The organism is Streptomyces sp. SID10853, assembly GCF_010548145.1.
GTDB lineage: Bacteria > Actinomycetota > Actinomycetes > Streptomycetales > Streptomycetaceae > Streptomyces.
The window spans coordinates 14,170-40,096 of record NZ_JAAGLN010000009.1 but is presented as its reverse complement, the minus strand read 5'-3'; the positions used below and the strand labels follow the sequence as shown (position 1 = coordinate 40,096).

Sequence of the window (25,927 nt, the reverse complement as noted above, 5' to 3'; positions counted from 1 at the left end):
TCTATGCGGATGGAGTGTGCTCCGGGCCGGGGTCGGTAAAGTGCCTTGATGCTCACTGTGACAACCGTAAACGTGAACGGGCTGCGCGCCGCCGCCAAGAAGGGCTTCGTGGAGTGGCTGGCGCAGACCGACGCCGATGTGATCTGCCTCCAGGAGGTGCGGGCCGAGCCCGGACAGCTGACCCCGGAGGTCCGCGAGCCGGACGGCTGGTTCACCGTGCACGCTCCGGCGGCGGCCAAGGGGCGCGCGGGCGTCTCGCTGTACGCCCGGCGTGAGCCGGAGCGGGTGCAGATCGGATTCGGCAGTGCGGAGTTCGACGGCAGTGGGCGGTACGCCGAGATCGACCTGCCCGGGGTGACGGTCGCGAGCCTCTATCTGCCGTCGGGCGAGGTCGGCACCGAGCGGCAGGACGAGAAGCTGCGGTTCATGGCGGAGTTCCTGCCGTATCTCCAGGGGCTCAGGGAGCGGGCGGCGGCCGACGGCCGTGAGGTCGTGGTCTGCGGCGACTGGAACATCGCCCACCAGGAGGCCGACCTCAAGAACTGGAAGGGCAACAAGAAGAACTCGGGCTTCCTGCCCGAGGAGCGCGAGTGGCTGACGCGTGTCCTCGCCGGGGACGGCGGCGCCTACGTCGACGTGGTGCGGGAGCTGCACCCGGATGTGGCGGGCCCCTACTCGTGGTGGTCCTACCGGGGACGGGCCTTCGACAACGACTCCGGCTGGCGCATCGACTACCAGATGGCGACCCCCGGTCTCGCCGCGAAGGCGGTCAAGGCGTGGGTCGAGCGCGCCGCCACGCACGACGAGCGGTGGAGCGACCACGCGCCGGTGACGGCGGCGTACGACCTGTAGGGACGGCCTCGGTCGGCGCTGACCGGCCGGGGCGTACGGGCCGGGGCGGGGTGGCCGGCGGTGTGCGCGCTGGGGTGGGGCGCCCGTGGGCGTGTGCGGCCGGTGCACCGGGGCGGGGCCGGCGGCCGGTGCTACTCCGCGTCCGGGCCGCTCTTCTCCGCCCGTATCCGGCGGTCAAGTGACATCGACAGCTCCGCCTCCACCACGTCCTTCGCCAGCGGCCGCACCCGCTCCATCGCGCCCGCGAAGCCCTCGTCGGGCAGGTGGTCGTGGACCAGGGCGGAGAACAGCTCCGTGAGGGCCTCGGTGTGCTTGCGGACCTGGTGGCCCGCCGCGAGGACCGACGCCAGCGGGACCCCCTGGCGGACCAGGGCGGCCGACACATCCAGCAGGCGGCGGCTGATGTGGATGATGTCGTCGCCGTCCGTGGCGAGATAGCCGAGGTCGAGGGCCGCCGCGAGATTCTCCGCCGTGACCTCGCCCTCGAAGTAGTCCGCGAGCTGCTCGGGAGTGAGCCGGACCGGCTCCTCCTCGGTCCAGGCCGGCGGTTCGGTGGCGGCCAGGCCGAGCAGCTGGCCCACGTCCCTGCCGCTCTCGAAGGCCGTGGCGAGATCCGCGATGCCGCTGAGGGTGTGGCCCCGCTCCAGCAGGGCCGAGATCGTGTGAAGCCGGGCCAGGTGGTGCTCGTCGTACCAGGCGATGCGGCCCTCGCGGCGCGGTGGCGGGATCAGCTTGCGTTCGCGGTAGAAGCGCAGGGTGCGCACGGTGATCCCGGCCGCTTCGGCCAGCTCCTCCATGCGGTACTCGCGCCCCGTTCTTTCCTCTGCCACGCCGGAAGCCTATGCCGTACCGGCGCGAACTTTCCTTGCTCTGCCCCCTACCCATGAGTACGAAGCTGCTCTACTCTCCAACGGTGCCAGTGATTACTGGCAGAGTCGGGCACTCGGGAGGCGGCAGCATGGCCGAGCACGAGCATGTACGCGTGGCGGTGATCGGATCCGGATTCGGAGGCCTGGGGGCCGCCGTCCGGCTGCGCCGCGAGGGGGTGACCGACTTCGTCGTCCTGGAGCGGGCCGGTTCCGTCGGCGGGACCTGGCGCGACAACAGCTATCCGGGGTGCGCCTGCGACGTGCCGTCCCACCTCTACTCGTTCTCCTTCGCGCCCAACCCGGACTGGCCGCGCACCTTCTCCGGCCAGCCGCACATCCGGGCCTATCTGGAGAACGTCGCCGACACCTTCGGGCTGCGGCCGCACATCCGCCTCAACCACGAGGTGCGGATGATGCGCTGGGACTCCGGCGAACTGCGCTGGGAGATCGAGACCACGCGGGGGACCTTGACCGCCGATGTGGTCGTCTCCGCGACCGGGCCGCTCTCCGACCCGAAGATGCCCGACATCCCCGGGCTCGACTCGTTCTCCGGTGAGGTCTTCCACTCCGCGCAGTGGGACCACGGAGCCGACCTGCGCGGCAAGCGCGTCGCGATGATCGGGACCGGGGCGTCCGCGATCCAGATCGTGCCCGCGATCCAGCCCGACGCCGGCCGGCTCACCCTCTTCCAGCGCACCCCGCCGTGGGTGATGCCCCGCATGGACCGCGCCATAAGCGGCGCCGAACGCTGGCTGCACGGGAAGGTGCCCTTCACCGCGGCCGCCCGCAGGCGGCTGCTGTGGAGCATACGAGAGCTGCAGGTCAGCGCCTTCACCAAGCACCCCAACGAACTCGGCCTGATCGAGTCCATAGGCAAGGCCAACATCGGCCGGTCGATCAAGGACCCGGCGCTGCGCGCCAAGCTGACGCCCTCGTACCGGATCGGGTGCAAGCGCATCCTGCTCTCCAGCACGTACTACCCGGCGCTCGCGCAGCCCAATGTGGACGTCGTGGCGTCCGGGCTCAAGGAGGTCAGGGGAAATACGCTGGTCGCGTCCGACGGCACCGAGACCGAGGCGGACGTGATCATCTTCGGCACCGGTTTCCATGTGACGGACATGCCGATCGCGGAGCGGGTGGTGGGCGCCGGTGGTGCCACGCTCGCCGAGGCGTGGAAGGACGGCATGCAGTCGCTGCGCGGCGCCACGGCGACCGGCTTCCCCAACTGGATGACGATCATCGGCCCGAACACCGGCCTCGGGAACTCGTCGATGATCCTCATGATCGAGTCCCAGCTGAGCTATCTCGCCGACTATCTGCGGCAGTTGGACGTCCTGGGTGGCAGTGTCGCGCTCGACCCGCGGCCGGCGGCCGTGGACGCCTGGAACACGCGCGTCCAGGAGCGGATGAAGCGGACCGTCTGGAACACCGGCGGCTGCACCAGCTGGTACCTCGACGCCAACGGGCGCAACACCACGGTCTGGCCCGGCACCACCGCCGAGTTCCGCAGGGCCACCCGGGGGGTGGACCTCGGTGAGTACGACGTCGTACGGGCCGGGGCCGGCCGGCCCCTGGTGCGCCAGCGCACCGGCGACCACGACCGCGTCGTGGACCGGGAGTCGGTGTGAGCGGCGCCGGAGCGGTACGCGAACCGACCGCCGTCTCCGCGGACGGCACGCGGATCCACACCGAGGTGTACGGGCCCGACGGCGCCCCCGCCGTGGTGCTCTCGCACGGCTGGACCTGCTCGACCCGCTTCTGGGACGCCCAGATCGGCGCGCTCTCGGCGGATCACCGGGTGGTGGTGTACGACCAGCGCGGGCACGGGCGCACGCCGGCGGCCGATCAGCGCGGTTACACCACGGATCTGCTGGCCGACGATCTGGAGGCGGTGCTCGCCGCCGCCCTCGCCCCCGGTGAGCGGGCCGTCCTGGCCGGCCACTCCATGGGCGGGATGACGATGATGGCCGCCGCGGGACGGCCCGGGTTCCGGGAGCACGCTGCGGCGGTTCTGCTGTGCAGCACGGGCAGCTCGCGGCTGATCGCCGAGTCGACGGTGCTGCCGCTGCGGCCCGGACGGCTGCGGACCCGGCTGACCGGCGCGGTCCTGGGGGCGCGCGCCCCGTTCGGCCCCGTCACGCCCGCATCGAAACGGATCCTCAAGTACGCGACGATGGGCCCCGGTTCGGCCCCGGACCGGGTGGCGGCGTGCGCACGCATCGTGCACGGCTGCCCCCGGGCGACCCGGGTGGCCTGGTCGCGGGTGCTCGCCGGGCTCGATCTGGACGCGGGAGTACGGGAGTTGACCGTACCCACCGCTGTGGTCGCGGGGACGGCCGACCGGCTCACCCCGGTCGCCCACGCCAGGGCGCTGGCCGCCGCGCTGCCGCACTGCGCCGGACTCACCGAGCTGACGGGCATCGGGCACATGACACCGGTGGAGGCCCCCGAAGCGGTCGGTGCGCTGCTGCGTGAACTGGCCGCCGCACACCTGCCGGTCGAGCCGGCCACCCGAGTGGACAAGGAGAGGGCCGTATGAGCAGGGACAGCCTGGAGGGCCAGGTCGCGGTCGTCACCGGGGCCGCACGCGGGGTCGGCGAGCTGCTGGCCCGCAAACTCTCGGCGCGCGGCGCGAAGGTGGCGCTCGTCGGCCTGGAGCCGGACGAACTGAAGGCGGTGTCGGGGCGGCTGCACACCGAGAGCGCGCACTGGCACGCCGACGTCACCGACCATGTGGCGATGGCGGTCGTCGCGCAGGAGGTCAAGGCGCACTTCGGCAAGGCCGACATTGTCGTGGCCAACGCCGGGGTGGCGTCCGGCGGGCCCTTCACCGACTCGGACCCCGAGGCGTGGCGGCGGGTCATCGAGGTCAACCTGGTGGGCGGTGCGGTGACCGCGCGGGCGTTCCTGCCGGTGCTGGCGGAGAGCCGCGGGTACTTCCTGCAGATCGCGTCGCTGGCCGCGATCACGCCCGCGCCGATGATGTCCGCGTACTGCGCGTCCAAGTCGGGCGTCGAGGCGTTCGCGCACTGTCTGCGCGCCGAGGTCGGCTACAAGGGCGTACGGGTGGGCGTCGGTTATCTGTCCTGGACGGACACGGACATGGTGCGCGGCGCGGACGAGGACGACGTGATGCGGGAGCTGCGGCAGCGGCTGCCGTGGCCGGCGAACCGCACCTATCCGCTGGGCCCGGCCGTCGACCGGATCGTGGCCGGGATCGAGCGCCGGTCCTCGCATGTGTACGCGCAGTGGTGGCTGCGCGGGATGCAGTCCGTACGCGGGTATCTGCCCGGGCTGATCGGCACGGTCGGCCAGCGCGAGATGCGGCGCTTCGAGCCGCGGCTCGCCGGGGTCGGGCGGGGGCTCGTGGGTGCGGGCGGGGCGGCGGACGAGAAGGCGCGTACGGAGCGTTACTGATCCTGGCGGGGGGCGCCTTCCCGCTGTGCGGGCTGTGTGGGTCGGTGCGGGCCGGTGCGGGCCGGTGCGCACGGGGGCGCTGCCCCCGGGCCCCCGGTCCTCAATCGCCGGACGGGCTTGAAGGTGGCCTCGATCGCCGGACGCTGCAAAAATCAGCCCGTCCGGCGATTGAGGACATCGGTGACGGCGATGCGCGCGTTGCCGCAGGCGTGGGCGGCAGGGTCGGCCGCGCCCTACCGCGGCGGTAGCTTCGGGCGCCGTTTGTCCGGGACCGCCGAGTAGTCCGGCGGTTCCGCCGCCGGCTTGGCGGCCAGCAGGTCGAGCGCCGTCCAGACCGCGTCGTCGAGTTGACCGTGCCGCCCCTCCGCCCAGTTCAGAGGCGTGCGCAGGGCCTCGATGTCCGGTTCCACGCCGTGGTTCTCGACCGACCAGCCGTACCCGTCGAACCAGGCCGCGTTCATCGGCACCGTGATCACTGTGCCGTCGCCCAGCCGGTGCCGGCCGGTCATGCCGACCACGCCGCCCCAGGTGCGCTGGCCGACCACCGGGCCGAGCCCGAGCAGCCGGAACGCCGCCGTGATCATGTCGCCGTCGGACGAGGTGGCCTCGTCGGCGAGGGCGACCACCGGGCCGCGGGGGGCGTTCGACGCGTACGAGACGGGCTGGGCGTCACGGGTGAGGTCCCAGCCGAGGATCGTGCGGGTGAGCTTCTCGACCACCAGCTCGCTGATGTGGCCGCCCGCGTTCCCCCGTACGTCCACGATCAGCGCCGGGCGTGACACCTCCAGGCGCAGATCCCGGTTGAACTGGGCCCAGCCCGAGCCGCCCATGTCGGGGATGTGCAGATAGCCGCACCGGCCGTCGCTCAACTCCCGTACGACAGCGCGCCGTTTGGCCACCCAGTCCTGGTAGCGCAGCGGGCGTTCGTCGATCAGCGGGACCACCGCGACCCGGCGGGAGCCTCCTGTGCGGCCCGCCGGATTGAACGTCAGCTCGACCGTGGTGCCGCCCGCCGCCGCGAGCAGCGGATAGGGGCCGGTGAGCGGGTCGACCGCGCGGCCGTCGACATGGGTCAGTACGGCGCCCTCGCGGATGCCCGTACCGGCCAGCGGGGAGCGCGCCTTCGAGTCCGACGAGTCGCCGGGCAGGATCCGCTTGACCACCCACGCGCCGTCCCGGCACACCAGGTTCGCGCCGAGCAGGCCCATCACCCGCTGGTAGTGCGGCGGCCCCTCGTTGCGGCGGGCGGCCGTGACGTAGGCGTGCGAGGTGCCCAGTTCGCCCAGGACCTCACGGAGCAGGTCGGCGAACTCGTCGGGGGATGCGACCCGTTCGACCAGCGGGCGGTACTGCGCCAGGATCGCCGACCAGTCGATGCCGCACATCCGCGGCTCCCAGAAGTAGGCGCGGATGATGCGCCCCGCCTCGTCGTACGCCTGGCGCCACTCCGACGGCGGGTCGACGTCGTGCAGGATGCGGCGCGGGTCGAGGAAGACCGTGGTGTCGTTGTCGCCGAGTTCGGTGGCGGGGACCGCGCGCAGTTCGCCCAGGTCCATGACGACCAGCCTGCTGCCGTCACCGCTGACCTCGAACCAGTCCAGGTGGTCGACCAGTTCGGCCTTGCGGGCCCGTGCGATGGCGAAGTGTTCGAGGGTGGGGCGGCCCGAGAGGTCGGCCGGGTTCACGAAGGTCTCGCCGAGCGCGCCCGAGATCGGCCAGCGCAGCCAGACGAGGCCGCCGCCGCTGACCGGGCAGAGCGACGAGTACTTCGAAGCGGGCACCGGGAACGGGGTGACCCGGCTCTCCAGGCCCTCGATCTCGACCAGCACCTTGCTGCCGTCCGCGCTCTCGTCCCCCAGGTCGTCCACCGGGTCGAGACCGCCCGCCGCGGGACGGCCGTCGGGGGAGAGCGCGAAGGGCGAGGGCGTCGTGGAGGTCAGCGGCACCAGATACGGGCGGCAGCCCAGCGGGAACGACAGGTCGCCGGTGTGGACGTCGTACACCGGGTCGAAACCGCGCCAGGAGAGGAAGGCCAGATAGCGGCCGTCGCTGGTGAAGACCGGGTTCTCGTCCTCGAAGCGGCCGTTGGTGACGTCGACGACGGTGGGGGCCATCGGTCCGGCGATCTTCGCCATCTTGATCTGCCGCAGGGAGCGGCCGATCCCGGGGTGCGACCAGGTCAGCCAGGTGCCGTCGGGCGAGAAGGCCAGATCGCGCACCGGGCCGTTGAGCGAGCGGATCAGCTCGGTGACCTCACCGGCGGGCTGCTGGTCCGTCGCCGCACGGCCCTGCGCCGCCCTGCCCGCGACCTCCCTGCCCGTGACCTTCCCGCCCGGCGCCTCCCTGCCCTGCGCCGTCCCGTCCGCCGCCTCCCTGCCCTGCGCCTCCCCGTCCGCCGTCTCCCCGTCCGGCGCCGTCCTGCCCATCGCTTCCCCGGCCGACGCTTCCCCGGCCGTCGCTTCCCCGTCCGTCGTTTCGGCGTCCGCCGCTTCGGCATCCGTCTTTTCGGCGGCCGGGGCGGTGCCGAGCACCTCGTCCGTTCCGTCGTCGGTGACCGTGAGCAGCAGCAGCCGCCCGTCGTGCGAGGCGATGGCCAGCCGTTCCCCCGCGGGGTCCGAGACCATCTCCTGGACACGGCCCAGCTCACCGGTGGCGTACCGCCGGGGCGGCCGGTCGCCGCTGGCGCGCGGCATGTACGCGATCTCGACGGCGTCCTCGCCCCCCGCGTCCGTGACGTACGCGATCCGTCCCGCGCTGCCGAGCATCTCGGGCAGCCGGACCCGTACCCCCGGGGTGTCCGTGATGGTGCGGGCGGGGCCGTCGCGGTGGGTGAGCCAGTACAGACTGCCGCGTACGGCGACCGCGCTCGCCCGGCCCGTCTCGTCCACGGACAGCCCGTCGACATTGGTGGACGCCGGGATCTGGTAGGCGCGCCGCCCGGTGCGCGGGCTCCCGATGCGGACGTCCAGCCTGCGCGGCACCGCGCCCGGCGACAGGTCGTCGGCCAGCCAGATGTCGCCCGCGCACTGATAGACCACCCGGTGGCCGTCGGTGGAGGCGTTCCGCGCGTACCAGCTGTCGTGGTCGGTGTGGCGGCGCAGATCCGTGCCGTCAGGCAGACAGGAGTAGAGGTTCCCGATGCCCTCGTGGTCGGAGAGGAAGGCGACCCGGCCGTCGACCAGCATCGGGCAGGACAGATGGCCGTCGATGCCGTCGAGCAGGCGCCGGCCGTGCAGCCAGAGGCGGCCGGTGGCGCCGCCGCGGTAGCGCTTCCAGGCGGCCGGTTCGTGCGGCGGCTTCCCGGTGAGCAGCAGCGTGCGGCGCTCACCGGCGATGTCACCGACCGCGATGTCGTGCACCGGGCCCCAGGGCAGCTTGGCGCCAGGCGAGCCGTCGGTGGCCACCGTGTAGGCCCAGCTGAAGTGCGAGAACGGCTGGTTGTGCGAGGCCACGGCCAGGATGTCGCCCTCCGGTGTCCAGCCGCGTACCCGGGTGTCGAGCGAGCCCCAGTACGTCAGCCGCCGGGACGGCCCGCCCTGCACCGGGGCCAGATGGATCTCCGGGTCGAGGCTGCGCCAGGACGTGTACGCGATGTGCCCGCCGTCGGGGGAGAACCGCGGCTGGCCCACCCGGGTCCGGTCGGCGGTGAGCCGCCAGGCCCGTTCGGGGCGGCCGGCCCCGGCGCAGACGGGCGCGGCCCAGAGGTCGTCCTCGGTCACGAAGCACAGCAGGTCGCCATGGAGGTTCGGGAAGCGGAGGTACGCGGTGTCTCCCGCATCGGCTTGGCTCACCCCCCAATGCTTTCCGTGCCTCGGATGCCCGGCAACTCGTGGCGCCGCCCCAGCGGTCACCCGCGCCGTTCGGACCGCCTGTGCGCCGGCCGGACTTATGCCCGTCCGACAACCGTGACTGAGTCCACAAGCGAAACGTTGTCGTTTCGCTCGGCCGCGGCGTACCGTCGTGGTGTACGAATCCGTTTCGCTCGGGAAGGCCGGGGATGGCGAGCAGACTGACGCCGGAGCGCGAGGGTGAGCTGTACGCGGCCACACTCGATCTGCTGCGTGAAGTCGGCTACGAAGCCCTGACCATGGATGCCGTCGCCGCCCGTACGCGATCGAGCAAGGCCACCCTCTACCGCCAGTGGGGGAGCAAGCCTGAGCTGGTCGCCAGGGCTCTGCGGTACAACAAGCCCGTCCGTATCGAAGACGTCGACACCGGTTCGCTGCGCGGGGACTTCCGGTCCATGGTGGCGCGCGAGGACGACTGCGAGATGGAGCGGAACTCCGCCCTGATGCGGGGTCTGATGCATGCCGTGCATGAGAACCCGGATCTCTTCCAAGCGCTGCGCGAGCTTCTGATCGAACCCGAGGTGACCGGGCTCAAGCAGATGCTGCAGCGCGCTGTGGAGCGTGGCGAGGTCAGTGCCGGCAACCCCGCGCTGCCCTTCGTCCCGCACATGCTGGTCGGCGCCTTCGTCGCCCGGCAGCTGCTGGAGGAGCAGCCTGTCGACCAGGCTTTCCTCTCCCGTTATCTGGACTCCGTGGTACTCCCCGCTCTCGGCGCCCAGCCATCGGACCACCCGTGATCCACGACTGATCAGCACCGTGACCGTCGCTGCGATCACCACCTGAGCCACCGCCTGACACAGCTGAACACCTCTCCACCTGACACGCCGCTCTCGTCGTCGGGCTGGTTCATGACGCCCTTTTCCACCCGACCTGACCGGGAGACGCCCTCGTGGCCACGTACCTCTACAAGCTCGGACGGTTCGCCTTCAGGCGCCGCCGTTATGTCGCCCTGGTGTGGGTGGCGCTGCTCGCGCTCGCCGGCTTCGGCGCCTCGTCCGCCGCCACCGCGACCGCAAGCTCCTTCTCCATACCCGGCACGGAGGCCCAGAAGGCTTTCGACCTGCTGGGGCAGCGGTTCCCGGGGGCGAGCGCCGACGGCGCCACCGCCCGGGTCGTCTTCAAGGCCCCGTCCGGCGAGAAGATGACATCCGCGGCGAACAAGGCCGAGGTCAAGAAGGTCGAGGGGGAGCTGAGCTCCGGCTCGCACCAGATCTCATCGGTGACTGACCCGTACACCGCGAAGGCCGTCTCCAAGGACGGCAGCACGGTCTACGTCCAGGTCTCCTACAAGGTCAGCTCGATGGAGCTGACGGACCAGACCAAGGACTCGCTCCAGAACACCGTGGACAAGGCCGAGCACAACGGGTACACGGTGGAGATCGGCGGTGACGCGCTCCAGGCCATGCCGGAGACCGGCTCCGGCGAGATCATCGGTGTCGTGCTCGCCGCGATCGTGCTGATCGTCACCTTCGGCTCGCTGATCGCCGCGGGGCTTCCGCTGCTGACCGCGCTCATCGGCGTCGGCATCGGCGTCTCGACGATCACGGCGCTGGCCAATGTGCTGGATCTCGGCAACACCACATCGACGCTGGCGATGATGATCGGCCTCGCGGTCGGTATCGACTACGCGCTGTTCATCGTCTCCCGCTACCGGGCGGAACTCGCCGAGGGCAGGGAACCCCAGGAGGCCGCGGGGCGGGCGGTCGGAACGGCCGGCTCGGCCGTGGTCTTCGCCGGGCTCACCGTGGTCATCGCCCTGGTCGGCCTGGCCGTCGTGAACATCCCGATGCTCTCCAAGATGGGCTTCGCCGCGGCCGGTACGGTCGTGATCGCCGTCCTCATCGCGCTCACCCTCATCCCCGCGCTGCTCGGCTTCGCCGGAAAGCGCGTGGTGGGGCGCAAGGCCCGCAAGAACCCGCCGGTGCCGGGCGCCGAGGTCAAGGCCAACGGCGGCACCCGCTGGGCGCGCACCGTGCTGCGCCGCCCCGTCCTGGTCCTGCTCGTCGGGGTGATCGGCCTGGGGGCCATCGCGATCCCGGCGGCCTCCCTGGAGATGGGCCTGCCCGACGACGGGGCGCAGCCCACCAACACCACCCAGCGCCGTGCGTACGACCTGCTCTCCGAGGGCTTCGGCCCCGGCTTCAACGGTCCGCTGACGACGGTCGTCGACGTCAAGGGCGTCAGCGACGGCAAGGCGGCGGTCGACGAGGTGCACCAGAAGATCGCCGGGCTGGACGGTGTGGTCTCGGTGGCGCAGCCGTTCTACAACAAGGCGCACGACACCGCGACGATCAGTGTCGTCCCGAAGGACCGGCCGTCGTCGGTCAAGACCGAGGACCTGGTCCACTCCATCCGTGACGCGGGTGCGCAGGTCAAGTCGGACACCGGTGCCACGGTGCTGGTCACCGGCGCGACCGCGATGAACATCGACTTCTCGCAGAAGATGAACGACGCGCTGGTCCCGTATCTGGCGCTCGTCGTCGGGCTCGCGTTCCTGCTGCTGATGCTGGTGTTCCGCTCGGTGCTGGTGCCGCTCAAGGCGGCGCTCGGCTTCCTGCTCTCGGTGGTCGCCGCCCTGGGCGCGGTCGTCGCGGTCTTCCAGTGGGGCTGGCTCGGCTCGCTCTTCGGTGTCCAGCAGACCGGCCCGATCATGTCGATGATGCCGATCTTCATGGTGGGTGTGGTCTTCGGCCTCGCGATGGACTACGAGGTCTTCCTGGTCACCAGGATGCGGGAGGCGTACGTCCATGGGGAGACCCCGGGTCAGGCCGTCGTCACCGGCTTCAAGCACGGTGCGCGTGTGGTGACGGCCGCCGCCGTCATCATGATCGCGGTCTTCTCCGGCTTCATCGGCGCCAGCGACTCGATGATCAAGATGATCGGTTTCGGGCTCGCCATCGCGGTCTTCTTCGACGCCTTCGTCGTACGGATGGCCATCGTGCCCGCCGTCCTCGCGCTGCTCGGCAAGCGGGCGTGGTGGCTGCCGCGCTGGCTCGACCGGGCGCTGCCGAACGTGGACGTCGAGGGCGAGGGTCTGAACAAGCACATCGAGGCGCAGGCGCAGCGGGAGCTGGTCGACGCCTGAGGGAGCCGGAGCCCGAGTGGCTCAGGTCCGCAGAGGCCCCCCATGCCCCACGGCGTGGGGGGCCTCCGCCTGGGCCTCGGTCCGTGCTCCGGTCTGCTTCAGGGGCGCGTCCTCGCGGAGCGCCTCCCTGCGGGCGGCCTTCCCGGCCCGTTCGGTCTCCTGCGGGGCCGCCGCGTGGGTGCGGCGCAGGAAGCGGATCAGCGGCGCGTTGTCGAACTGCACCACAGCCACCCCGTCCGCCGAGTAGAACTCCAGCACCACCTGGGCCCGCCCGCACGGCCAGATCCCGATGTCACCGGAGCGCCGGGGCGTCCGCAGCCCCGCTTCGAGCAGCTCCCTGGGGAAGACCCACTCGTTGTCGCCGGGGAAGACGAGGCGCACGGCGCCCGGGTCCTTCTCCGGCTCGTACTGGAGCGCGACATAGACCACCGACCACTGGCCGGGGACATCCGTCACCACATGGCCTCGTACGGGCACCTCGACGGCGGGGGACATGTGCGCTCCCTTGATCTGTGACGCGGGCGATCCGGCGGTGCGGGTGGCCCGGCGGTGCGGAGGCTCCGGCGGTGCGGGTGATCCGGCGGTTCGGATACATGCGTCATTTGGGACTGTTTGTATTCCAATGTCCCATATTTCTGCGGTGATGCCACCGCTCGGCCCCTGCCGGACCGTCGCTGCTGGGAGCAAGGCGCTCTTGCGAGCTGTTCGCAACAGGGCTCTATCATCGAACGGTTCACCACCGCCGGTGCGCCATCGCGAGGAGAGAGTCACCACATGCATGTCCCCGACGGATTCATCAACGCCCCCGTATCGGCGGTGACCGGTGTCATCGCCGCGGGCGCGATCGCTGTGAGCCTCCGGGGCGCCCGCCGAGAGCTGGACGAGCGCACCGCGCCGCTCGCCGGTCTGGTCGCCGCCTTCATCTTCTCCGTGCAGATGCTGAACTTCCCCGTCGCCGCCGGCACCAGCGGTCATCTGCTGGGCGGAGCGCTCGCCGCGATCCTCGTCGGCCCGTACACCGGGGTGCTCTGTGTCTCCGTCGTCCTGCTGATGCAGGGCATCCTCTTCGCCGACGGCGGGCTCACCGCCCTCGGGGTGAACATCACCGACATGGCCATCGTGACGACCGTCGTCGCGTACGCCGTCTTCCGCGGCCTGGTCAAGGTGCTGCCCCGCCGCCGCAGCTCGATCACCGCCGCATCCTTCGTCGCCGCGCTGCTCTCCGTGCCGTGCGCCGCGCTCGCCTTCACCGCGATGTACGCGCTCGGCGGCACCACCGACGTCCCGGTCGGCAAGGTGCTGACCGCGATGGTCGGCGTCCATGTCCTCATCGGCATCGGCGAGGCCGCGATCACCGCGCTCACCGTGGGCGCCGTGATCGCCGTCCGCCCCGACCTGGTCCACGGCGCCCGCGGCCTGACCGCCCCCCTCAAGCTCCGGGTGGGCGGCGAGCTCGTCGACGCCCCCGCGGCCGAGCCGGTCCCGGCCGCCGCCAGGTCGGCCCGCTCCACCCGCAAGATCTGGGGCATCGGGCTGATCACCGCCCTCGTCCTGGCCGGGTTCGTCTCCTTCTACGCGTCCGCCAGCCCCGACGGCCTGGAGAAGGTCGCCCACGACAAGGGCATCGACGCCAAGGAGCAGCCGCACCGCACCGGCGACTCCCCGCTCGCCGGTTACGGCGTCAAGGACATCACCGACGCCCGGCTCTCCGGTGGCCTCGCCGGGCTGATCGGCGTCGGCGCCACCGTCGTCGTGGGCAGCGGAGTCTTCTGGGTCATCCGCCGCCGTCGTACGCAGGCCCCGGCCGGCCCGCGCGCGGAAGCCGTCTGACATGGGCGCCGGTCACGCCCACAAGCTCTACCGGCACGGGCACTCGCCGGTCCACGACCTGCCGCCGCACTGCAAGCTCGCCGCCGTGTTCGCCTTCGTGATCGTGGTGGTCTCCACCCCGCGCGAGGCGATGTGGGCGTTCGCGCTGTACGCGGTGCTGCTCGCGGGGGTGACCGCCGTGGCGCGTATCCCGGCCGGGTTCCTCCTCAAGCGGCTGCTCATCGAGATCCCGTTCGTGGCCTTCGCGGTGCTCATGCCGTTCGTCGTCCCCGGCGACCAGGTCCACGTCCTGGGCCTGTCACTCAGCGAGCCCGGACTCTGGGGCGCCTGGAACGTCCTGGCCAAGGGCACGCTCGGCGTCGCCGCTTCCGTGCTCCTCGCGTCCACCACCGAACTGCGCTCGCTGCTCCTCGGGCTCCAGCGGCTGAAGCTCCCGCCGATGCTGGTGCAGATCGCGTCCTTCATGATCCGGTACGGCGACGTGATCACCGACGAGATGCGCCGGATGTCGATCGCCCGCCGCTCCCGCGGGTTCGAGGCACGCGGCGTACGGCAGTGGGGGGTGCTCGGCAAATCGGCCGGGGCGCTCTTCATCCGCTCCTACGAACGGGGCGAGCGCGTCCATCTGGCCATGGTCAGCCGGGGATACACCGGGACCATGCCGGTCATCGACGAAGTGACGGCGTCGGGCGCGCAGTGGCGGTCCGCCGCCGCACTCCCGTTCGCCGCGCTCTGCGTCTGTCTGCTGGGATGGTGCCTATGACCACGACCCCCACCGCCCCTCCGTCCCTTGAGGTCGCCGGGCTCGCGTACGCCTACCCGGACGGCCACCAGGCGCTCTTCGGGGTCGACCTGGCGGTGCAGCGCGGCCAGCGGGTCGCCCTGCTCGGACCCAACGGCGCGGGCAAGACCACCCTCGTACTCCACCTGAACGGCATCCTCACCGGCGGCGCCGGCACGGTCTCGGTGGCCGGGCTGCCGGTCGCCAAGGCCAACCTCGCGGAGATCCGCCGCCGCGTCGGCATCGTCTTCCAGGACCCGGACGACCAGCTCTTCATGCCGACGGTCCGCGAGGACGTGGCGTTCGGCCCGGCCGCCGCCGGGCTGCGCGGCCCGGAGCTGGAGGCGCGGGTCGTCGCCGCGCTCACCCAGGTCGGCATGGAGTCGTACGCGGACCGTCCCCCGCATCACCTCTCGTACGGCCAGCGCCGCCGTGTCGCGGTCGCCACCGTCCTCGCGATGGAGCCCGAGATCCTGGTCCTGGACGAGCCGTCGTCCAACCTGGACCCGGCGTCCCGCCGCGAACTCGCCGACATCCTGCGGTCGTTGGAGGTGACGGTGCTGATGGTGACGCACGACCTGCCGTACGCGCTCGAACTGTGCCCGCGCGCCGTGGTCCTCAGCGACGGTGTGATCGTCGGCGACGGGCCGACCGGCGACATCCTGGCCGACGAGGCGCTGATGCAGGCGCACCGCCTTGAGCTGCCGTTCGGCTTCAACCCCCGCGCGGCGGTCTGAGCGCGGCGGTGCGCGTGGCTGTCTGCCCCGCTGTCGGCCCGGCCGTCAGCCCTGCTGCCTGTCCTGCTGCCGGAGGAGACCCGAGGCCGGGTCAGTGCCGGTCAGTTCGCAGCTGATCTCCCACAGACGCCCGGCGACCACCGGGTCGGCCAGATGCGCACGGACCCTCTCGGGCTTCGGCCTGCCGCGCAGCCCGAACACCCGCGGTCCCCACAGCCGGCCGCCCACCACCGCCGGGTCGAGGACGGCCCGGACGGCGGGCTGGGCCGCGGCCTCCTTGCCCTGGAGCAGCAGAACGGCGGGCAGGGCCGTCAGCCGGACGCTCCCGGTCGAGCAGGACCCGTGCGTGCAGCCGTCGCTCTGTGGCGGGGCCGGCGCTCGGCCGGGTCGGTGGGTCGCGGCGCGAGGGCCGGGTCGCGCGATCGGTCGGCAGCTGGCCGGGCCGCGTGCCGGGCACCGGGGAGCGGATCGGGGCCATGGCGGCTGCGGCCTTCGCCGCGTCCCGGCTGCCGAGGACCACGGTGGCCCCGGTCCCGGCGAGCTGTTCGGCGGTGAAGTACCCGATGCCCGCGTTGCCCCCGGTGACCAGGAACGTCCTGCCGTCGGCCCGGGGCAGCCGGTGCACGTCCCAGGGCCGGGGGGCGGCCAGGCCCGAGGGGGCCGAGGGGGCCGCGGACGGTGTGGCGGACGACGGTCCGGAGGGTGTGGCGGGCATGGGCTCTCCTGTGTACGTGCGGTACGGCCGGCTGTCCCCGGCCGGGCCGCGGACGGGATCCTCACCCGTACCGGCGGCCGGACCACCCATGCTGGCCGCCCCCGCCGACAGCCCGCCGACAGCGGACGCGTACGCACCGACAACCGGCCGACAACCAGGCCGGGCCGCCCGGCGCGCACGGCCCCCGCCGGTCACCAGGATCAGCCGGAAACCCCACCCCCCGGCATGTGACGGCGGGCCCGCACCGCACCATGGACCCTGTACGCCGTCCGGGCGTACAGCTAGACGTGGGAGCGCGACGTGGTGGACGTCCAGGGCACAGTGGCGGACGGATTCGAGGCGGTCCGGGACGCCTTCGTACGGAACTTCACGCACCGTGCGGAGCGGGGCGCAGCCGTCACGGTCTACCGCGACGGTCACAAGGTCGTCGACATCTGGGCCGGTACGAAGGACGTCGACGGCGCCGAGCCCTGGGCCCTGGACACCGCGCAGATCGTCAGGTCCGCGACCAAGGGGGTGGCCGCCGCCGTCCCGCTGCTCCTGCACCAGCGCGGCCAGCTCGACCTCGACGCCCCGGTCTCCACTTACTGGCCGGAGTTCAAGGCGGGCGGCAAGGAACGCGCCCTCGTCCGGCACTTCCTGGCCCACCGCACCGGCGTCCCCCTCATCGACCGCCCCCTCACCCCCGCCGAGGCCATCGACGGGGTGTCGGGCCCGCGCGCGGTCGCCGCCCAGCAGGCCGCCTGGGAGCCGGGCACCGACCACGGCTACCACGCGCAGACGTACAGCTGGCTGCTGAGCGAACTCGTCCGGCGGGTCACCGGCCGCACCATCGGCCGCTGGATCGCCGAGGAGATCGCCCGCCCCCTCGACATCGACTTCTGGGTCGGCCTGCCCGCCGAGGAGGCGCACCGCGTCGGCCGGATCGGCAGCGTCGCCGCGCCGCCGGTCGGCAGCGGCCTCAAGATCAGGCCGAAGCGGTCCGTCAGCGACGCCTACCAGGACCCCGCCTCGCTGACCAGCCGCGCCTTCGGCGTCATCGAGCCGTTCCCCGACGAGAACGACCCGGACTACCGCGCCGCCGAACTCCCCGGCTCCGGCGGTATTTCCACCGCCCGCGCCCTGGCCCGCGTCTACGCCGCGATGATCGGCCACGTCGACAACGGCAGCCGCCTCTTCGCCCCCGCCACGCTCGCCCTGGCCCGCAGCGAGGAGTCATCGGGCCCCGACCGTGTGCTCGTCGTCAACACCCGCTTCGGCCTCGGCTTCATGCTGCACGGCCCGTCGGCCCCGCTGCTCGGCCCCGGCTCGTTCGGCCACCCCGGCCGGGGCGGCTCGCTCGGGTTCGCCGACCCGGAGGCGGGCATCGCGCTGGGGTACGTGACCAACGCGCTGCAGAAGGGCGTCACGGCCGATCCGCGCGCCCAGGCCCTGGTCAGGGCGGTACGCGCGGCGACATGATCGCCGTATGGAAATCACGAGGCGGTTCGAGGGTTACGCGGTCCTGATCACCGGAGCGGGCAGGGGCATCGGCGCGGCCACCGCCCGCAGGTTCGCCGACGAGGGCGCCCGCGTCCTGGTCACCGATCTGGACGGGGCCCGTGCGGAGAAGACGGCGAAGGAACTGCCGGGCGCGCTGCCGTTCCCGTGCGACGTCACCGACCGGTCCGCGGTGGAGGCGGCCGTGGCGTACGCGGTGGCCGAGTTCGGCGCACTGGACGTCCTGGTCAACAACGCGTACGCCTGCTCGCCGGACGCCCCGCTCTTCGAGGACGAGGACGACGAGTCCTGGCACCGCGACCTGGACGCCACCCTGAGCGGCGCGTTCCGTGTCTCGCGCGCCGCCATGCCGCACCTCGCGGCGGCGGGCGGCAGAGGGGCGATCGTCAGCATCGGCTCGGTCAACGGCGCCCAGGACTTCGGCAATCACGCCTACAGCGCGGCGAAGGCGGGTCTGACCAGCCTGACCCGCACGCTCGCGGGCCACGCGGCGCCGCGCGGGGTCCGGGTCAACCTGGTGGCGCCGGGCACGATCCACACGGACGTCTGGGCGTCGCGCGGTGTGGAGGCGACGCTCGAACAGGCCGCGAAGCACTACCCGTTGGGCCGGGTGGGAGTCCCGGACGACATCGCGGCCGCGGTCGCGTTCCTGGCCTCGCGCGACGCCGCGTGGATCACCGGGGTGACGCTGCCGGTGGACGGCGGCCTGCTGAGCAGCAACCTGGGGCTGCGCGGCGCACTGGGCTGAGCAGGGGGGAAGGAACGGGCCGGACAGGACAGCGGGCCCGGACCGGGGTTGCCGGCTCGGGCCCGCTGCGTTCACGGTGCGGTGATCACGTCGTCGTGGTCACCGCGTCGCCCGGTGGCCGCGTTGGGCCGGTGGGCGCGTCTGTCGGTGGTGCGGGTTACTTGGTGAAGGCCGCGGTGCCGTTCGGCGTGCCGAGACCGGTCGGGCCGTCGTAACCGGTGCCCGCCTTGCACAGGTAGTCGCTGCACGACCCGTTGGCCCCGCTGGTGACGTCGTTGAGGGAGCCGGTGTGGGCGTACGGGTACGAGGCGGGGGTGTCACCCGAGCCGGGGGCGCCGGCGAGGGCGTAGACACCCGCGATGAACGGCGACGAGGCGCTGGTGCCGCCGTAGACGTTCCAGCCGTCGGCCTGGTAGCTGTCGTAGACCGCGAGGCCGGTGGCCGGGTCGGCGACGGACGACACGTCGGCGACGGCGCGCTTGGCGCAGTTGGCGTCCTTCTGCCAGGACGGCTTCGCGTCGTACTTGGAGCAGCCAGAGCCCGCTCCCTCGCCGCCCGCGCTGGTGCCCCAGACGGACTCGGACCAGCCGCGCGTGCTGCTGTCCTTCTTGAGCGAGGTGCCGCCGACCGCGGTGACGTACTGCGAGGCGGCCGGGTACTCCACGCCGTAGCCGCTGTCACCCGAGCTCACGGTGATGGCGACGCCGGGGTGCTTGAAGTACTGGTCGTCCGCCTGCGTGTCGGTGGTGTCCTCGTCGCCGCCGTAGCTGTTGGAGACGTACTTGGCGCCCTGCTTGACGGCCTGGTTCACGGCCGCGCCGAGGTCGTCCATGCTGGCGGACTTGGCCTCGACGAGCAGGATGTGGCACTGCGGGCAGGCCGCGCTGACCATGTCGACGTCGAGGGAGATCTCTCCGGCCCAGCCGGCGTCGGGCGCCGGGTAGTCCGAGCCGCCGTCCTGGTCGATCTTCTTGAAGCAGCCGTTGTCCGTGGTGCACTCGGGCAGGCCGTACTGGGACCGGTAACTGCCCAGGTCCTTCTCGGCGTTGGGGTCGTCGTTGGCGTCGACGATCGCGACCGTCTGGCCCGAGCCGCCGTCCTTGGGGAGGTTGTAGGCGGCCTGCAGGTCGCTGGGGCCGAAGCCGGAGGGGGCGGCGTTGTGGCCGATCGACTTCTGCTGCTTGATGTCGGTACGGGCCAGCGCGTTGCACGCCATGTAGCCGGGCTTGGACGGTTCTGAGCAGAGCCGGTGCGTGTGCGCCGTGGCCGCGGCCGGTGCCGCGGAGTCCGTCGCCGCGAACGCGGATGTCTGGGAGGCGGCAAGGAGGCCGCCGGATATGAGTGCCGCTGCCGACAGCAGGGCCGGTGCGCTGCGGCGCAGCAGACCGTTTCGTTGGGATCGCAAGGAGCTGCCCTCCGTGGGGGGGTTGGGTGTCCGGACGGACATCCGGGTGCATTCCCGCCAAGGGCTGTCAAGAGCATGACAACCCACATGACGAGGAACTTATCCGGACGGAGCGTCGCGGGTCCTGAGGGTGGCGCTGTTCGGTCGACTACTGCCACCCCGGTGAGTGGTGGCTAGACAGAAAGCTATTCAATCGCTTGCCCAAGTAGCTACCGGGCGTTGGTAAAGCCTTTCCCTCGACCCGTGCGCTTTGGCATATACCTTGTCTTGCCATGGAGTTGGAAGAAGGACCGATCAGCGATCTGGTGGCGCTCGGCCTCGCGCGGTACGAGGCACGTGTCTATCTGGGCCTCATCAGGCGTGATGCGTACACGGCCGCCGAGGTGGCCCGCGAGACGGACGTACCGCGACAGCGGGTCTACGACGTCCTGGACGCACTGGTGCGGCGCCGGCTGGTCACCACCCGCCCCGGGCGGGTCGCCACCTATTCCGCCGTCACCCCGGAGCTGGCCGTGGCCCGCCTGATGGCACTGCAACGCGAGTCCGTCGACCGGCTGGAGCGGGTGTCGGAGGGGCTCGCCGCCGTGCTCCAGCCGGTCTGGTCCGACGGGCGGGTGCACACCGACCCGCTGGACTACATCGAGATCCTGCGCGATCCGAAGGCGATAGCCGAACGCTTCGCCGACATCCAGCAGCAGGCCAGGCACGAGCTTCTGACCTTCTGCAAGCCACCGTTCGTCGCCCCCGAGGAGAACACCGAAGGCATCAAGGTCGTCCGCCGTCTGCACCGGGCCGGCGGCACGGTCCGCGCCATCTACCTTGACGACGCGCTGGACAACCCCGGGACGGTGGAGCACATCAAACGCTTCGCCGACGCGGGGGAACAGGCCCGCTTCACCGCCGAACTGCCCCTGAAACTGGTCGTCGCCGACTCGTCCCTGGTGCTGTGCGACATGCCGGACCCGGTGGCGGGAGCGGGCTCCACCACGACCCTGTTCATCGAGCACCCGGCGCTCGCGGGATGCCTGCGCCTGGCGTTCCTGACGGTCTGGGAGGGCGCGACGGAGGGGTGACGGCCGGGCCCGGGGGCTTCTGCCGGAGGTGGCCCCGCCGGGTCAGGCGGGCGCCGGTGCGGGCACGGCAGGGGCGGTCGGGGCCGCAGTCCGTGGCGGGTTGAGCCGTGCGGACGCGACATGGCAGACCACCACCGCGACGATCACCAGCGGCATGACAGTGACACCGTCATGTCCGAGCAGCAGCGTGGCGAGCAGTACGGAGGTCATCGGCAGCCTGAGCAGCGCCACCGCCATGGCGCCCATGCCCATCGCGGCGGCCGCGACGAACGGCAGGCCCGGCAGATGGGACAGGGCGATCCCGCCCGCGGCGCCGAGGAAGAGCGCCGGGAAGATCGGGCCGCCGCGGAAGGCCGCGAGCGACACGCAGTAGGCGAGGCTCTTGCAGGCGATCAGCAGCACCAGCGCGCCCACGGAGTACGAGCCGGTGCCGAGGAGAAGCCCGGGCAGTGCGCTCTGCCCGGAGAACAGCACATCGGATGTCCCCTTCCCGGTCCCCTCGGCGTACGCGACGGCAAGACCCGCCACGACCAGGCCGACCACCGGTGTCCACACCGTCCGGCGCCGGTTCACGCCCGGTTGCAGCCGCAGCGCCAGGCGGTGGACCCCCGTACCGAGGAGCGCGGCGGCGGCCCCGATCACCAGCGCGTACCCGAACTGGGCGAGATCTGGGCGCCCCGCGGTCGGCAGGCTCGGGATGGTCAGGGTGCCGACACCGAAACCCGCCCACGTGCCGAGCCCGGTGAAGACCAGCGAGCCGATCCCGGCGGCCAGCAGCCCCGGCACGAGCACGATCCCGAGCATGGGTCCGCCCAGGCCGGACGCCTCCATCAGCAGAAACGCGCCCACCAGCGGCGATCCCAGCAGCGCGCTGATGGCCGCGAAGCTGCCCGCTGCCGCGACCAGGGCCTGCTGCGGCGCGGTGGCACCGGGCCGCAGCAGACGGAAGGCGTACAGGGCGATGCTGCCGCCGAGCGCGATCAGCGGTGCCTCGGGCCCGACCACGGCACCGAACGCGAGGGACGCGACAGCGGCCAGCAGGATGCCGGGCAGCTCGGCGGCCGGTGCCGCCCCCTTGGTCTTGAGCCCTTCGGCGGGCTGGTGACCGCCGTTGCCCGGCAGGTAGCGCACGGTCAGCGCGACCAGCAGCCCGGCGACCGCGAGCAGGGGCAGCGGCCACCAGACAGGCACACTGTCAAGGCCGAGGGCGTGGGGGAGGCTTGAATAGAGGGCGGTCTGGAGGTGGTCGACGCCTGGAGGAAGCCGTAGGCGCCGGCCGAGAGCACGACGCCGAGGAGCGCGGTGAGGACGAGGAGCAGCAGATAGCCCCTGGTCCGCAGCGGCCCGAACGGATCCGCGAGCAGGGCTGCTTGCTGGTCGGCCGCCGGCTCGTCCGCTGACATCAGGGGTCTCCTCAGGGGCTGTCCGGGATGGTCACCACCTGACGATAATGACAGCTATGAGGCGTTTTCAGGGCATTCCGAATATCTCGGATCTGGTGGCTTGAATTGCCGGTAGCCTGCGTCAGCATGATGCGCGCGTGGGTCTCGCCGATGCTGCTTGTGGTCTCCGGCTCAGTCGTGGCGACTGAGCTGATCTCCGGAGGGAACCCCATCGCGGCAACCGTGCTCCTGCTGCTGTTTCTGCTGCTCGCGGGCTTGACCTCGCCCCTGATCTTCCCGAGGTCGATCGGTGTGCTGGAGGCGCAACGCCGCAGCGCGGTCGACGGTCGGCCGATCGTCTTCTGGCGGCCGGGCTGCACGTACTGCCTGCGACTGCGCATCCGGTTGGGCCGTAGCGCCCGCCACGTGCACTGGGTCGACATCTGGCGTGACCCTGCTGGAGCGGCCGTGGTGAGGTCGGCCAACGATGGCAATGAGACCGTGCCGACCCTCGTCATCGCGGGTCGGCCGCACGTCAACCCCGATCCTGAATGGGTGCGCGAACAGCTCTGTCCTCCCGTGTGATCAGGAGTAGTTACGCGGTGAGGCGCCCGCTCTTCACGGCGGTGACGAAGGACGACCAGCGGTCGGCCGGGAAAACCAGGGCCGGGCCGTGGGGGTTCTTGGAGTCGCGGACGGGGACGGCCGTGTAGCCGTCGGCGACTTCCAGGCACTCGCCCTGACTGCCTCCGCTGTAGCTGGATTTCCGCCATCCCTGAAGGCGGTCGGCGTTGGAGACGGTCTGGTCACTGCTCTGCACGCTCGTATTCCTTCGCTACGGCCCTGATCAAGGCCAGTGAGTCCTTGTGCGACAGCGCGTCGCCGAGGGCCAAAGAGTACGCCGCCTGGCACTCGCTCACCATGGCTGGATCGTCCATCAAACGACCTGTTCGCAGGCCCTCGGCGTAGGCCACAGGTGCGGCGTCATCAAAGCTCATCAGGTAGAGCATGCCTTCGACCAGTGCATGAGCGCCCGTCTCAAATGTCAGCACATGCAGCCGCAGACGCCCGGCCTCGGCCATGTCTGCGATCTTCCCGAGCTGATCGGCCATGACGCGCGGGCCACCGACATTCCGCCTGAGCACCGTTTCGTCCAGCAAGACCCACGCCACAGGGCCGGACGGCCCTTCCAAGAGGTGAGCACGTTCCATGCGCATGACGACGCTGTCGTCAAGGTCTCGGGCCTCATGGTTCGGAGTGTGCGCGCGGAACACCGCACGGGCGTATGCCTCTGTCTGAAGCAGGCCAGGGACAAGCGAAGCCCCGTACTGTCTGATTTCTTTCGCCTGCTGCTCCAACTCGGCCGCCGCCGCAAAGTGCTCCGCGTACTTCGAGTCCAGGTCCTTCAGCCAGCGGGCGAAGAACCCGTCTGCCCCAAGGGCGCGGTCCAGCCGCTGTGCGTCGTCCGGACTGGGCAGACGGCGTCCCGCTTCGTAGTGACTGATCAGTGTCGGGGAGCAGACCACCACCTCGCTCACCTCCTCTTGCGTCAAGTCCGCGGCGACGCGCCGGATCCTCAGCTCCTCGCCGTACTTCTGTCGCATCGAGCGCGGTTTGCGTGCTGCGGCCACGAGCCCAACTCCTCCACTTGAATTGCCTGTTGTCAGGGCGAAACCCCTAGAAGCGTAGCGACGCAAGGCACAGGCTGTGAGTTATTCGTCACAGTGCGACAGGAGCGCACGAGACCCCCGCGACCGCAGCAACAGTCCGGGGGCGTGGCCAACGCCTACCCAGGAGCGTCGACATGCTGAAGTTTATTGCCCGTTTCGCCGGACCGGTGGCCCGATTCGTGAATCGGTCGGCGAGGCGGCGGACCGGGCCGCCACCCCCGCTCGTGGTCCGGCGGCGCCGTCTGCTCGTATGCCGTGCGTATCTGCCGCTCGGGCACCAACTCCGCCCGCATCTGGGCTCGTTCTCGGCGCTGGCCTACGAGCGTCTGGAGCACAGCCGGATCGCCTGGTTCGACCTGCACGGTGTCGATGTCGGGCCGCGCTGCCCGCTGCACGGTGTGGTGGTGCGCTGATGGAGCGGATCGTCAAGGACGCCGTCGTGCGGCGGTGGAGCCGCCACCCCGCCTGTGTGGCGCGGGCCCGCGCGGAACTCCGTACAGCACTGGAGAGTTGGGGCCTTGCCGCCCTCATGGGCCCGGCGGCGGTGGTTCTCTCGGAGCTGCTGACCAACGCCGGGCGGCATGCCGTGGTCTCGCCGGGGCGCGAGATCGAGACCCGGTTCCTGCTGGACGGGGACGGCCGCGGCCTCCGTATCGAGGTGCACGACGCGTCGCCCGTACCTCCCCGCATGGCCGCACCCGACCAGGAGGCGGACGGCGGCCGTGGCCTGTTCCTGGTGGACGCGCTGGCCGACACCTGGGGTTTCGGCGAGCGCGTCGGGCCCGGCAAGGTCGTCTGGGCCGTGCTGGGGCCGGACGGGGGCGGCGGACGTGACGCGTGAGGGCTGCGGGCCTCAGTGCCCGGCCGGATCCGCCGCCGGTCGCAGCTCCGTGCGCAGGAGCGCGTGCGCTGTGGCGACCGGGGGTACGACCAGCGCTGCCAGGACCAGCAGGCCCACCGCGGTCGGGACGACCTCCATCACGGCGCCCGCGGCGTAGGGGTTGTCGTGCGTGAGCCACAGCACGGCGAGGCCGACCGTATGCGCGACGGGCCCGGCCGCGTGGGACAGGAGGGCGAACGCGGCGGTGACGACGGCCGCGAGCAGCACGCAGACGGACAACGCCCGCCACCGTCGCGCGCCGCGGGTCAGTTTCCAGGACCGGGCCAGGGCGGCCCGCGCGGTGGGCGCGTCGTTCACCGCGGCGGCGGTGGCGAGGTTCAGACGGAGCCATACGAAGACCCCGGCGGCGATGACGAGGGACGTCATGCTGTTGCCCAGCAGCCGGTAGGGCGTACTGCTCCAGTAGTCGAGTCGCGGGATCTCGATGCCCATCATGCCCCCGCTCCGGAAGAACGCCGCCACGAGATAGGCCAGCAGCGCCAGGGGCGCCACGCACACGAGCGTCAGCAGCTGGACGCGGAAGCCGCGCCAGATGTACGGGCGGCTGCGCCGCCACAGATCACCGGGGCGCAGGGCGGGGCCGCCCGCCGCCGTGTCGCGGACGGCCACGGCGTTCGCGACGAGCAGCACGGCGAGCACCAGGACGGCGAAGACCAGCAGCAGCCCCATGAAGGGGAGGCTGCGCAGAACGATGGAGGTGTACTGCTCCGCGAAGTAGCCGAAGGGCGGGTCCTCGTACGCTATTTCGTCGCGTGCCTGCTTCCAGGTGACGGCGAAGTTGTGCCAGGAGAGGGCGAAGGCCGCCGCCACCAGGGCCGCGCCCACGAGTGCGGCGAACAGGGTGACGCCGAAGGAGAAGCCGTACAGGCCACGCCAGTTGCCGCGGAAGAGATCCAGGGTGGCTGCGGTGATTCTGCGTGGGGGCCGAGGCCCCTCCTGGGTTCCCGCTGCTCCTCCTGGAGATCCCGGCTTTCCGGGGGCCTCCGGATGGTCCGTTCCGTCCGGTGCTGCCGCCCGGCCCTTCTCCCGCGTCACTGCTCGCGCCCCTCTTCGTTCGGCGCCGGCGGGGGATCGTCCTCGGCCGCCGGCGCTGTGTGCGTACGCCCTCCCGCAT

The 25,927-nt window shown here is 71.6% G+C and carries 22 protein-coding genes and 2 pseudogenes; 15 read left to right on the top strand and 9 right to left on the bottom strand.

The window, feature by feature from the left end:
- Positions 1-48: 48 nt before the first annotated feature.
- A complete protein-coding gene (locus G3I19_RS04070) occupies positions 49-852 on the top strand; it encodes an exodeoxyribonuclease III (protein ID WP_164259548.1) in 804 nt (267 codons plus the stop codon).
- A 131-nt stretch (positions 853-983) separates the two neighbouring features.
- Here the strand turns inward: G3I19_RS04070 and G3I19_RS04065 are convergent, their stop codons facing one another.
- On the bottom strand, positions 984-1,649 hold the full coding sequence (locus G3I19_RS04065; RefSeq protein WP_203599161.1) for a MerR family transcriptional regulator: 666 nt from the start codon (positions 1,647-1,649) through the stop codon (positions 984-986).
- Between the two features lie 161 nt (positions 1,650-1,810).
- On the opposite strand from G3I19_RS04065, the gene G3I19_RS04060 reads away from it, so the two are divergent.
- The 3 genes from G3I19_RS04060 to G3I19_RS04050 are packed head-to-tail and all read left to right on the top strand — an operon-like array spanning position 1,811 to position 5,138.
- On the top strand, positions 1,811-3,349 hold the full coding sequence (locus G3I19_RS04060; RefSeq protein ID WP_164259544.1) for an NAD(P)/FAD-dependent oxidoreductase: 1,539 nt from the start codon (positions 1,811-1,813) through the stop codon (positions 3,347-3,349).
- Positions 3,346-4,260, top strand: a complete 915-nt coding sequence (locus G3I19_RS04055; protein WP_164259542.1) for an alpha/beta hydrolase — start codon at positions 3,346-3,348, stop codon at positions 4,258-4,260. The genes G3I19_RS04060 and G3I19_RS04055 overlap by 4 nt, the downstream gene beginning before the upstream one ends.
- Entirely contained in the window at positions 4,257-5,138 is an 882-nt protein-coding gene (locus G3I19_RS04050) for an SDR family oxidoreductase (protein WP_164259541.1), read from the top strand. The genes G3I19_RS04055 and G3I19_RS04050 overlap by 4 nt, the downstream gene beginning before the upstream one ends.
- 233 nt (positions 5,139-5,371) lie before the next feature.
- On the opposite strand, the gene G3I19_RS04045 is transcribed toward G3I19_RS04050, so the two are convergent.
- Positions 5,372-8,929: a S41 family peptidase gene (locus G3I19_RS04045; RefSeq protein WP_164259539.1), complete on the bottom strand. Its 3,558-nt coding sequence runs from the start codon at positions 8,927-8,929 to the stop codon at positions 5,372-5,374.
- Between the two features lie 206 nt (positions 8,930-9,135).
- On the opposite strand from G3I19_RS04045, the gene G3I19_RS04040 reads away from it, so the two are divergent.
- Together G3I19_RS04040 and G3I19_RS04035 are read left to right on the top strand one after the other, a co-directional pair.
- Positions 9,136-9,723 carry a TetR/AcrR family transcriptional regulator gene (locus G3I19_RS04040; protein ID WP_164259537.1) on the top strand — a complete coding sequence of 196 codons (588 nt, stop codon included), beginning with the start codon at positions 9,136-9,138 and terminating at the stop codon, positions 9,721-9,723.
- 152 nt (positions 9,724-9,875) lie between these two features.
- Positions 9,876-12,071 carry an MMPL family transporter gene (locus G3I19_RS04035; RefSeq protein WP_164259534.1) on the top strand — a complete coding sequence of 732 codons (2,196 nt, stop codon included), beginning with the start codon at positions 9,876-9,878 and terminating at the stop codon, positions 12,069-12,071.
- Between the two features lie 21 nt (positions 12,072-12,092).
- Here G3I19_RS04035 and G3I19_RS04030 read toward each other — a convergent pair whose 3' ends face one another.
- Positions 12,093-12,566, bottom strand: coding sequence for an SsgA family sporulation/cell division regulator (locus G3I19_RS04030; RefSeq protein ID WP_164259532.1), 474 nt, complete (start codon positions 12,564-12,566; stop codon positions 12,093-12,095).
- Positions 12,567-12,845: 279 nt separating this feature from the next.
- Here G3I19_RS04030 and G3I19_RS04025 point away from each other — a divergent pair, with 279 nt between their 5' ends.
- The 3 genes from G3I19_RS04025 to G3I19_RS04015 are packed head-to-tail and all read left to right on the top strand — an operon-like array spanning position 12,846 to position 15,419.
- A complete protein-coding gene (locus tag G3I19_RS04025; protein WP_164259530.1) occupies positions 12,846-13,901 on the top strand; it encodes an energy-coupling factor ABC transporter permease in 1,056 nt (351 codons plus the stop codon).
- 1 nt (position 13,902) lies between these two features.
- Positions 13,903-14,664, top strand: a complete 762-nt coding sequence (gene cbiQ / locus G3I19_RS04020; RefSeq protein WP_164259528.1) for a cobalt ECF transporter T component CbiQ — start codon at positions 13,903-13,905, stop codon at positions 14,662-14,664.
- Positions 14,652-15,419, top strand: coding sequence for an ABC transporter ATP-binding protein (locus tag G3I19_RS04015; protein WP_164259526.1), 768 nt, complete (start codon positions 14,652-14,654; stop codon positions 15,417-15,419). Before cbiQ ends, G3I19_RS04015 begins: the two co-directional genes overlap by 13 nt.
- Positions 15,420-15,464: 45 nt before the next feature.
- On the opposite strand, the pseudogene G3I19_RS37230 reads toward G3I19_RS04015, so the two are convergent.
- A pseudogene (locus G3I19_RS37230) lies at positions 15,465-16,134 on the bottom strand (hypothetical protein).
- A gap of 303 nt (positions 16,135-16,437) precedes the next feature.
- Between G3I19_RS37230 and G3I19_RS04010 the strand changes: the two are divergent.
- Complete coding sequence (locus tag G3I19_RS04010; RefSeq protein ID WP_343234977.1) at positions 16,438-17,595, top strand: serine hydrolase domain-containing protein; 1,158 nt, start codon at positions 16,438-16,440, stop codon at positions 17,593-17,595.
- A gap of 7 nt (positions 17,596-17,602) precedes the next feature.
- The gene (locus tag G3I19_RS04005) at positions 17,603-18,382 is read left to right on the top strand and encodes an SDR family NAD(P)-dependent oxidoreductase (RefSeq protein ID WP_164259522.1); all 780 of its coding nucleotides are present in this window, start codon (positions 17,603-17,605) and stop codon (positions 18,380-18,382) included.
- Between the two features lie 157 nt (positions 18,383-18,539).
- On the opposite strand, the gene G3I19_RS04000 is transcribed toward G3I19_RS04005, so the two are convergent.
- Positions 18,540-19,787 (bottom strand): S53 family peptidase, encoded by a 1,248-nt coding sequence (locus tag G3I19_RS04000; RefSeq protein ID WP_239073949.1) that lies wholly within the window; start codon positions 19,785-19,787, stop codon positions 18,540-18,542.
- Positions 19,788-20,059: 272 nt separating this feature from the next.
- On the opposite strand from G3I19_RS04000, the gene G3I19_RS03995 reads away from it, so the two are divergent.
- Positions 20,060-20,860 (top strand): TrmB family transcriptional regulator, encoded by an 801-nt coding sequence (locus G3I19_RS03995; protein WP_164259520.1) that lies wholly within the window; start codon positions 20,060-20,062, stop codon positions 20,858-20,860.
- Positions 20,861-20,962: 102 nt separating this feature from the next.
- On the opposite strand, the pseudogene G3I19_RS03990 reads toward G3I19_RS03995, so the two are convergent.
- Positions 20,963-22,263: pseudogene (locus G3I19_RS03990) on the bottom strand (chloride channel protein); the annotation flags it as partial.
- Positions 22,264-22,389: 126 nt separating this feature from the next.
- On the opposite strand from G3I19_RS03990, the gene G3I19_RS03985 reads away from it, so the two are divergent.
- The gene (locus G3I19_RS03985; RefSeq protein ID WP_164259517.1) at positions 22,390-22,827 is read left to right on the top strand and encodes a glutaredoxin domain-containing protein; all 438 of its coding nucleotides are present in this window, start codon (positions 22,390-22,392) and stop codon (positions 22,825-22,827) included.
- Between the two features lie 10 nt (positions 22,828-22,837).
- On the opposite strand, the gene G3I19_RS36775 is transcribed toward G3I19_RS03985, so the two are convergent.
- Together G3I19_RS36775 and G3I19_RS03975 are read right to left on the bottom strand one after the other, a co-directional pair.
- Entirely contained in the window at positions 22,838-23,062 is a 225-nt protein-coding gene (locus G3I19_RS36775; RefSeq protein WP_164259515.1) for a DUF397 domain-containing protein, read from the bottom strand.
- On the bottom strand, positions 23,049-23,873 hold the full coding sequence (locus tag G3I19_RS03975; protein ID WP_164259513.1) for a helix-turn-helix transcriptional regulator: 825 nt from the start codon (positions 23,871-23,873) through the stop codon (positions 23,049-23,051). The genes G3I19_RS36775 and G3I19_RS03975 overlap by 14 nt, the downstream gene beginning before the upstream one ends.
- Positions 23,874-24,046: 173 nt before the next feature.
- On the opposite strand from G3I19_RS03975, the gene G3I19_RS03970 reads away from it, so the two are divergent.
- Positions 24,047-24,325, top strand: coding sequence for a hypothetical protein (locus tag G3I19_RS03970; protein ID WP_164259512.1), 279 nt, complete (start codon positions 24,047-24,049; stop codon positions 24,323-24,325).
- Positions 24,325-24,753 (top strand): ATP-binding protein, encoded by a 429-nt coding sequence (locus G3I19_RS03965; RefSeq protein WP_164259510.1) that lies wholly within the window; start codon positions 24,325-24,327, stop codon positions 24,751-24,753. Before G3I19_RS03970 ends, G3I19_RS03965 begins: the two co-directional genes overlap by 1 nt.
- Before the next feature lie 12 nt (positions 24,754-24,765).
- Here G3I19_RS03965 and G3I19_RS03960 read toward each other — a convergent pair whose 3' ends face one another.
- Positions 24,766-25,848, bottom strand: coding sequence for a hypothetical protein (locus G3I19_RS03960; RefSeq protein WP_164259508.1), 1,083 nt, complete (start codon positions 25,846-25,848; stop codon positions 24,766-24,768).
- Between the last annotated feature and the right edge of the window lie 79 nt (positions 25,849-25,927).

What these genes read in the sequence shown, in the direction of transcription:
- G3I19_RS04070 (WP_164259548.1), top strand. Translation starts at nt 49, where the DNA reads ATGCTCACTGTGACAACCGTAAACGTGAACGGGCTGCGCGCCGCCGCC.
- G3I19_RS04065 (WP_203599161.1), bottom strand. Translation starts at nt 1,649, where the DNA reads ATGGAGGAGCTGGCCGAAGCGGCCGGGATCACCGTGCGCACCCTGCGC.
- G3I19_RS04060 (WP_164259544.1), top strand. Translation starts at nt 1,811, where the DNA reads ATGGCCGAGCACGAGCATGTACGCGTGGCGGTGATCGGATCCGGATTC.
- G3I19_RS04050 (WP_164259541.1), top strand. Translation starts at nt 4,257, where the DNA reads ATGAGCAGGGACAGCCTGGAGGGCCAGGTCGCGGTCGTCACCGGGGCC.
- G3I19_RS04040 (WP_164259537.1), top strand. Translation starts at nt 9,136, where the DNA reads ATGGCGAGCAGACTGACGCCGGAGCGCGAGGGTGAGCTGTACGCGGCC.
- G3I19_RS04030 (WP_164259532.1), bottom strand. Translation starts at nt 12,566, where the DNA reads ATGTCCCCCGCCGTCGAGGTGCCCGTACGAGGCCATGTGGTGACGGAT.
- G3I19_RS04025 (WP_164259530.1), top strand. Translation starts at nt 12,846, where the DNA reads ATGCATGTCCCCGACGGATTCATCAACGCCCCCGTATCGGCGGTGACC.
- cbiQ (WP_164259528.1), top strand. Translation starts at nt 13,903, where the DNA reads ATGGGCGCCGGTCACGCCCACAAGCTCTACCGGCACGGGCACTCGCCG.
- G3I19_RS04015 (WP_164259526.1), top strand. Translation starts at nt 14,652, where the DNA reads ATGGTGCCTATGACCACGACCCCCACCGCCCCTCCGTCCCTTGAGGTC.
- G3I19_RS04005 (WP_164259522.1), top strand. Translation starts at nt 17,603, where the DNA reads ATGGAAATCACGAGGCGGTTCGAGGGTTACGCGGTCCTGATCACCGGA.
- G3I19_RS03995 (WP_164259520.1), top strand. Translation starts at nt 20,060, where the DNA reads ATGGAGTTGGAAGAAGGACCGATCAGCGATCTGGTGGCGCTCGGCCTC.
- G3I19_RS03985 (WP_164259517.1), top strand. Translation starts at nt 22,390, where the DNA reads ATGATGCGCGCGTGGGTCTCGCCGATGCTGCTTGTGGTCTCCGGCTCA.
- G3I19_RS03970 (WP_164259512.1), top strand. Translation starts at nt 24,047, where the DNA reads ATGCTGAAGTTTATTGCCCGTTTCGCCGGACCGGTGGCCCGATTCGTG.
- G3I19_RS03965 (WP_164259510.1), top strand. Translation starts at nt 24,325, where the DNA reads ATGGAGCGGATCGTCAAGGACGCCGTCGTGCGGCGGTGGAGCCGCCAC.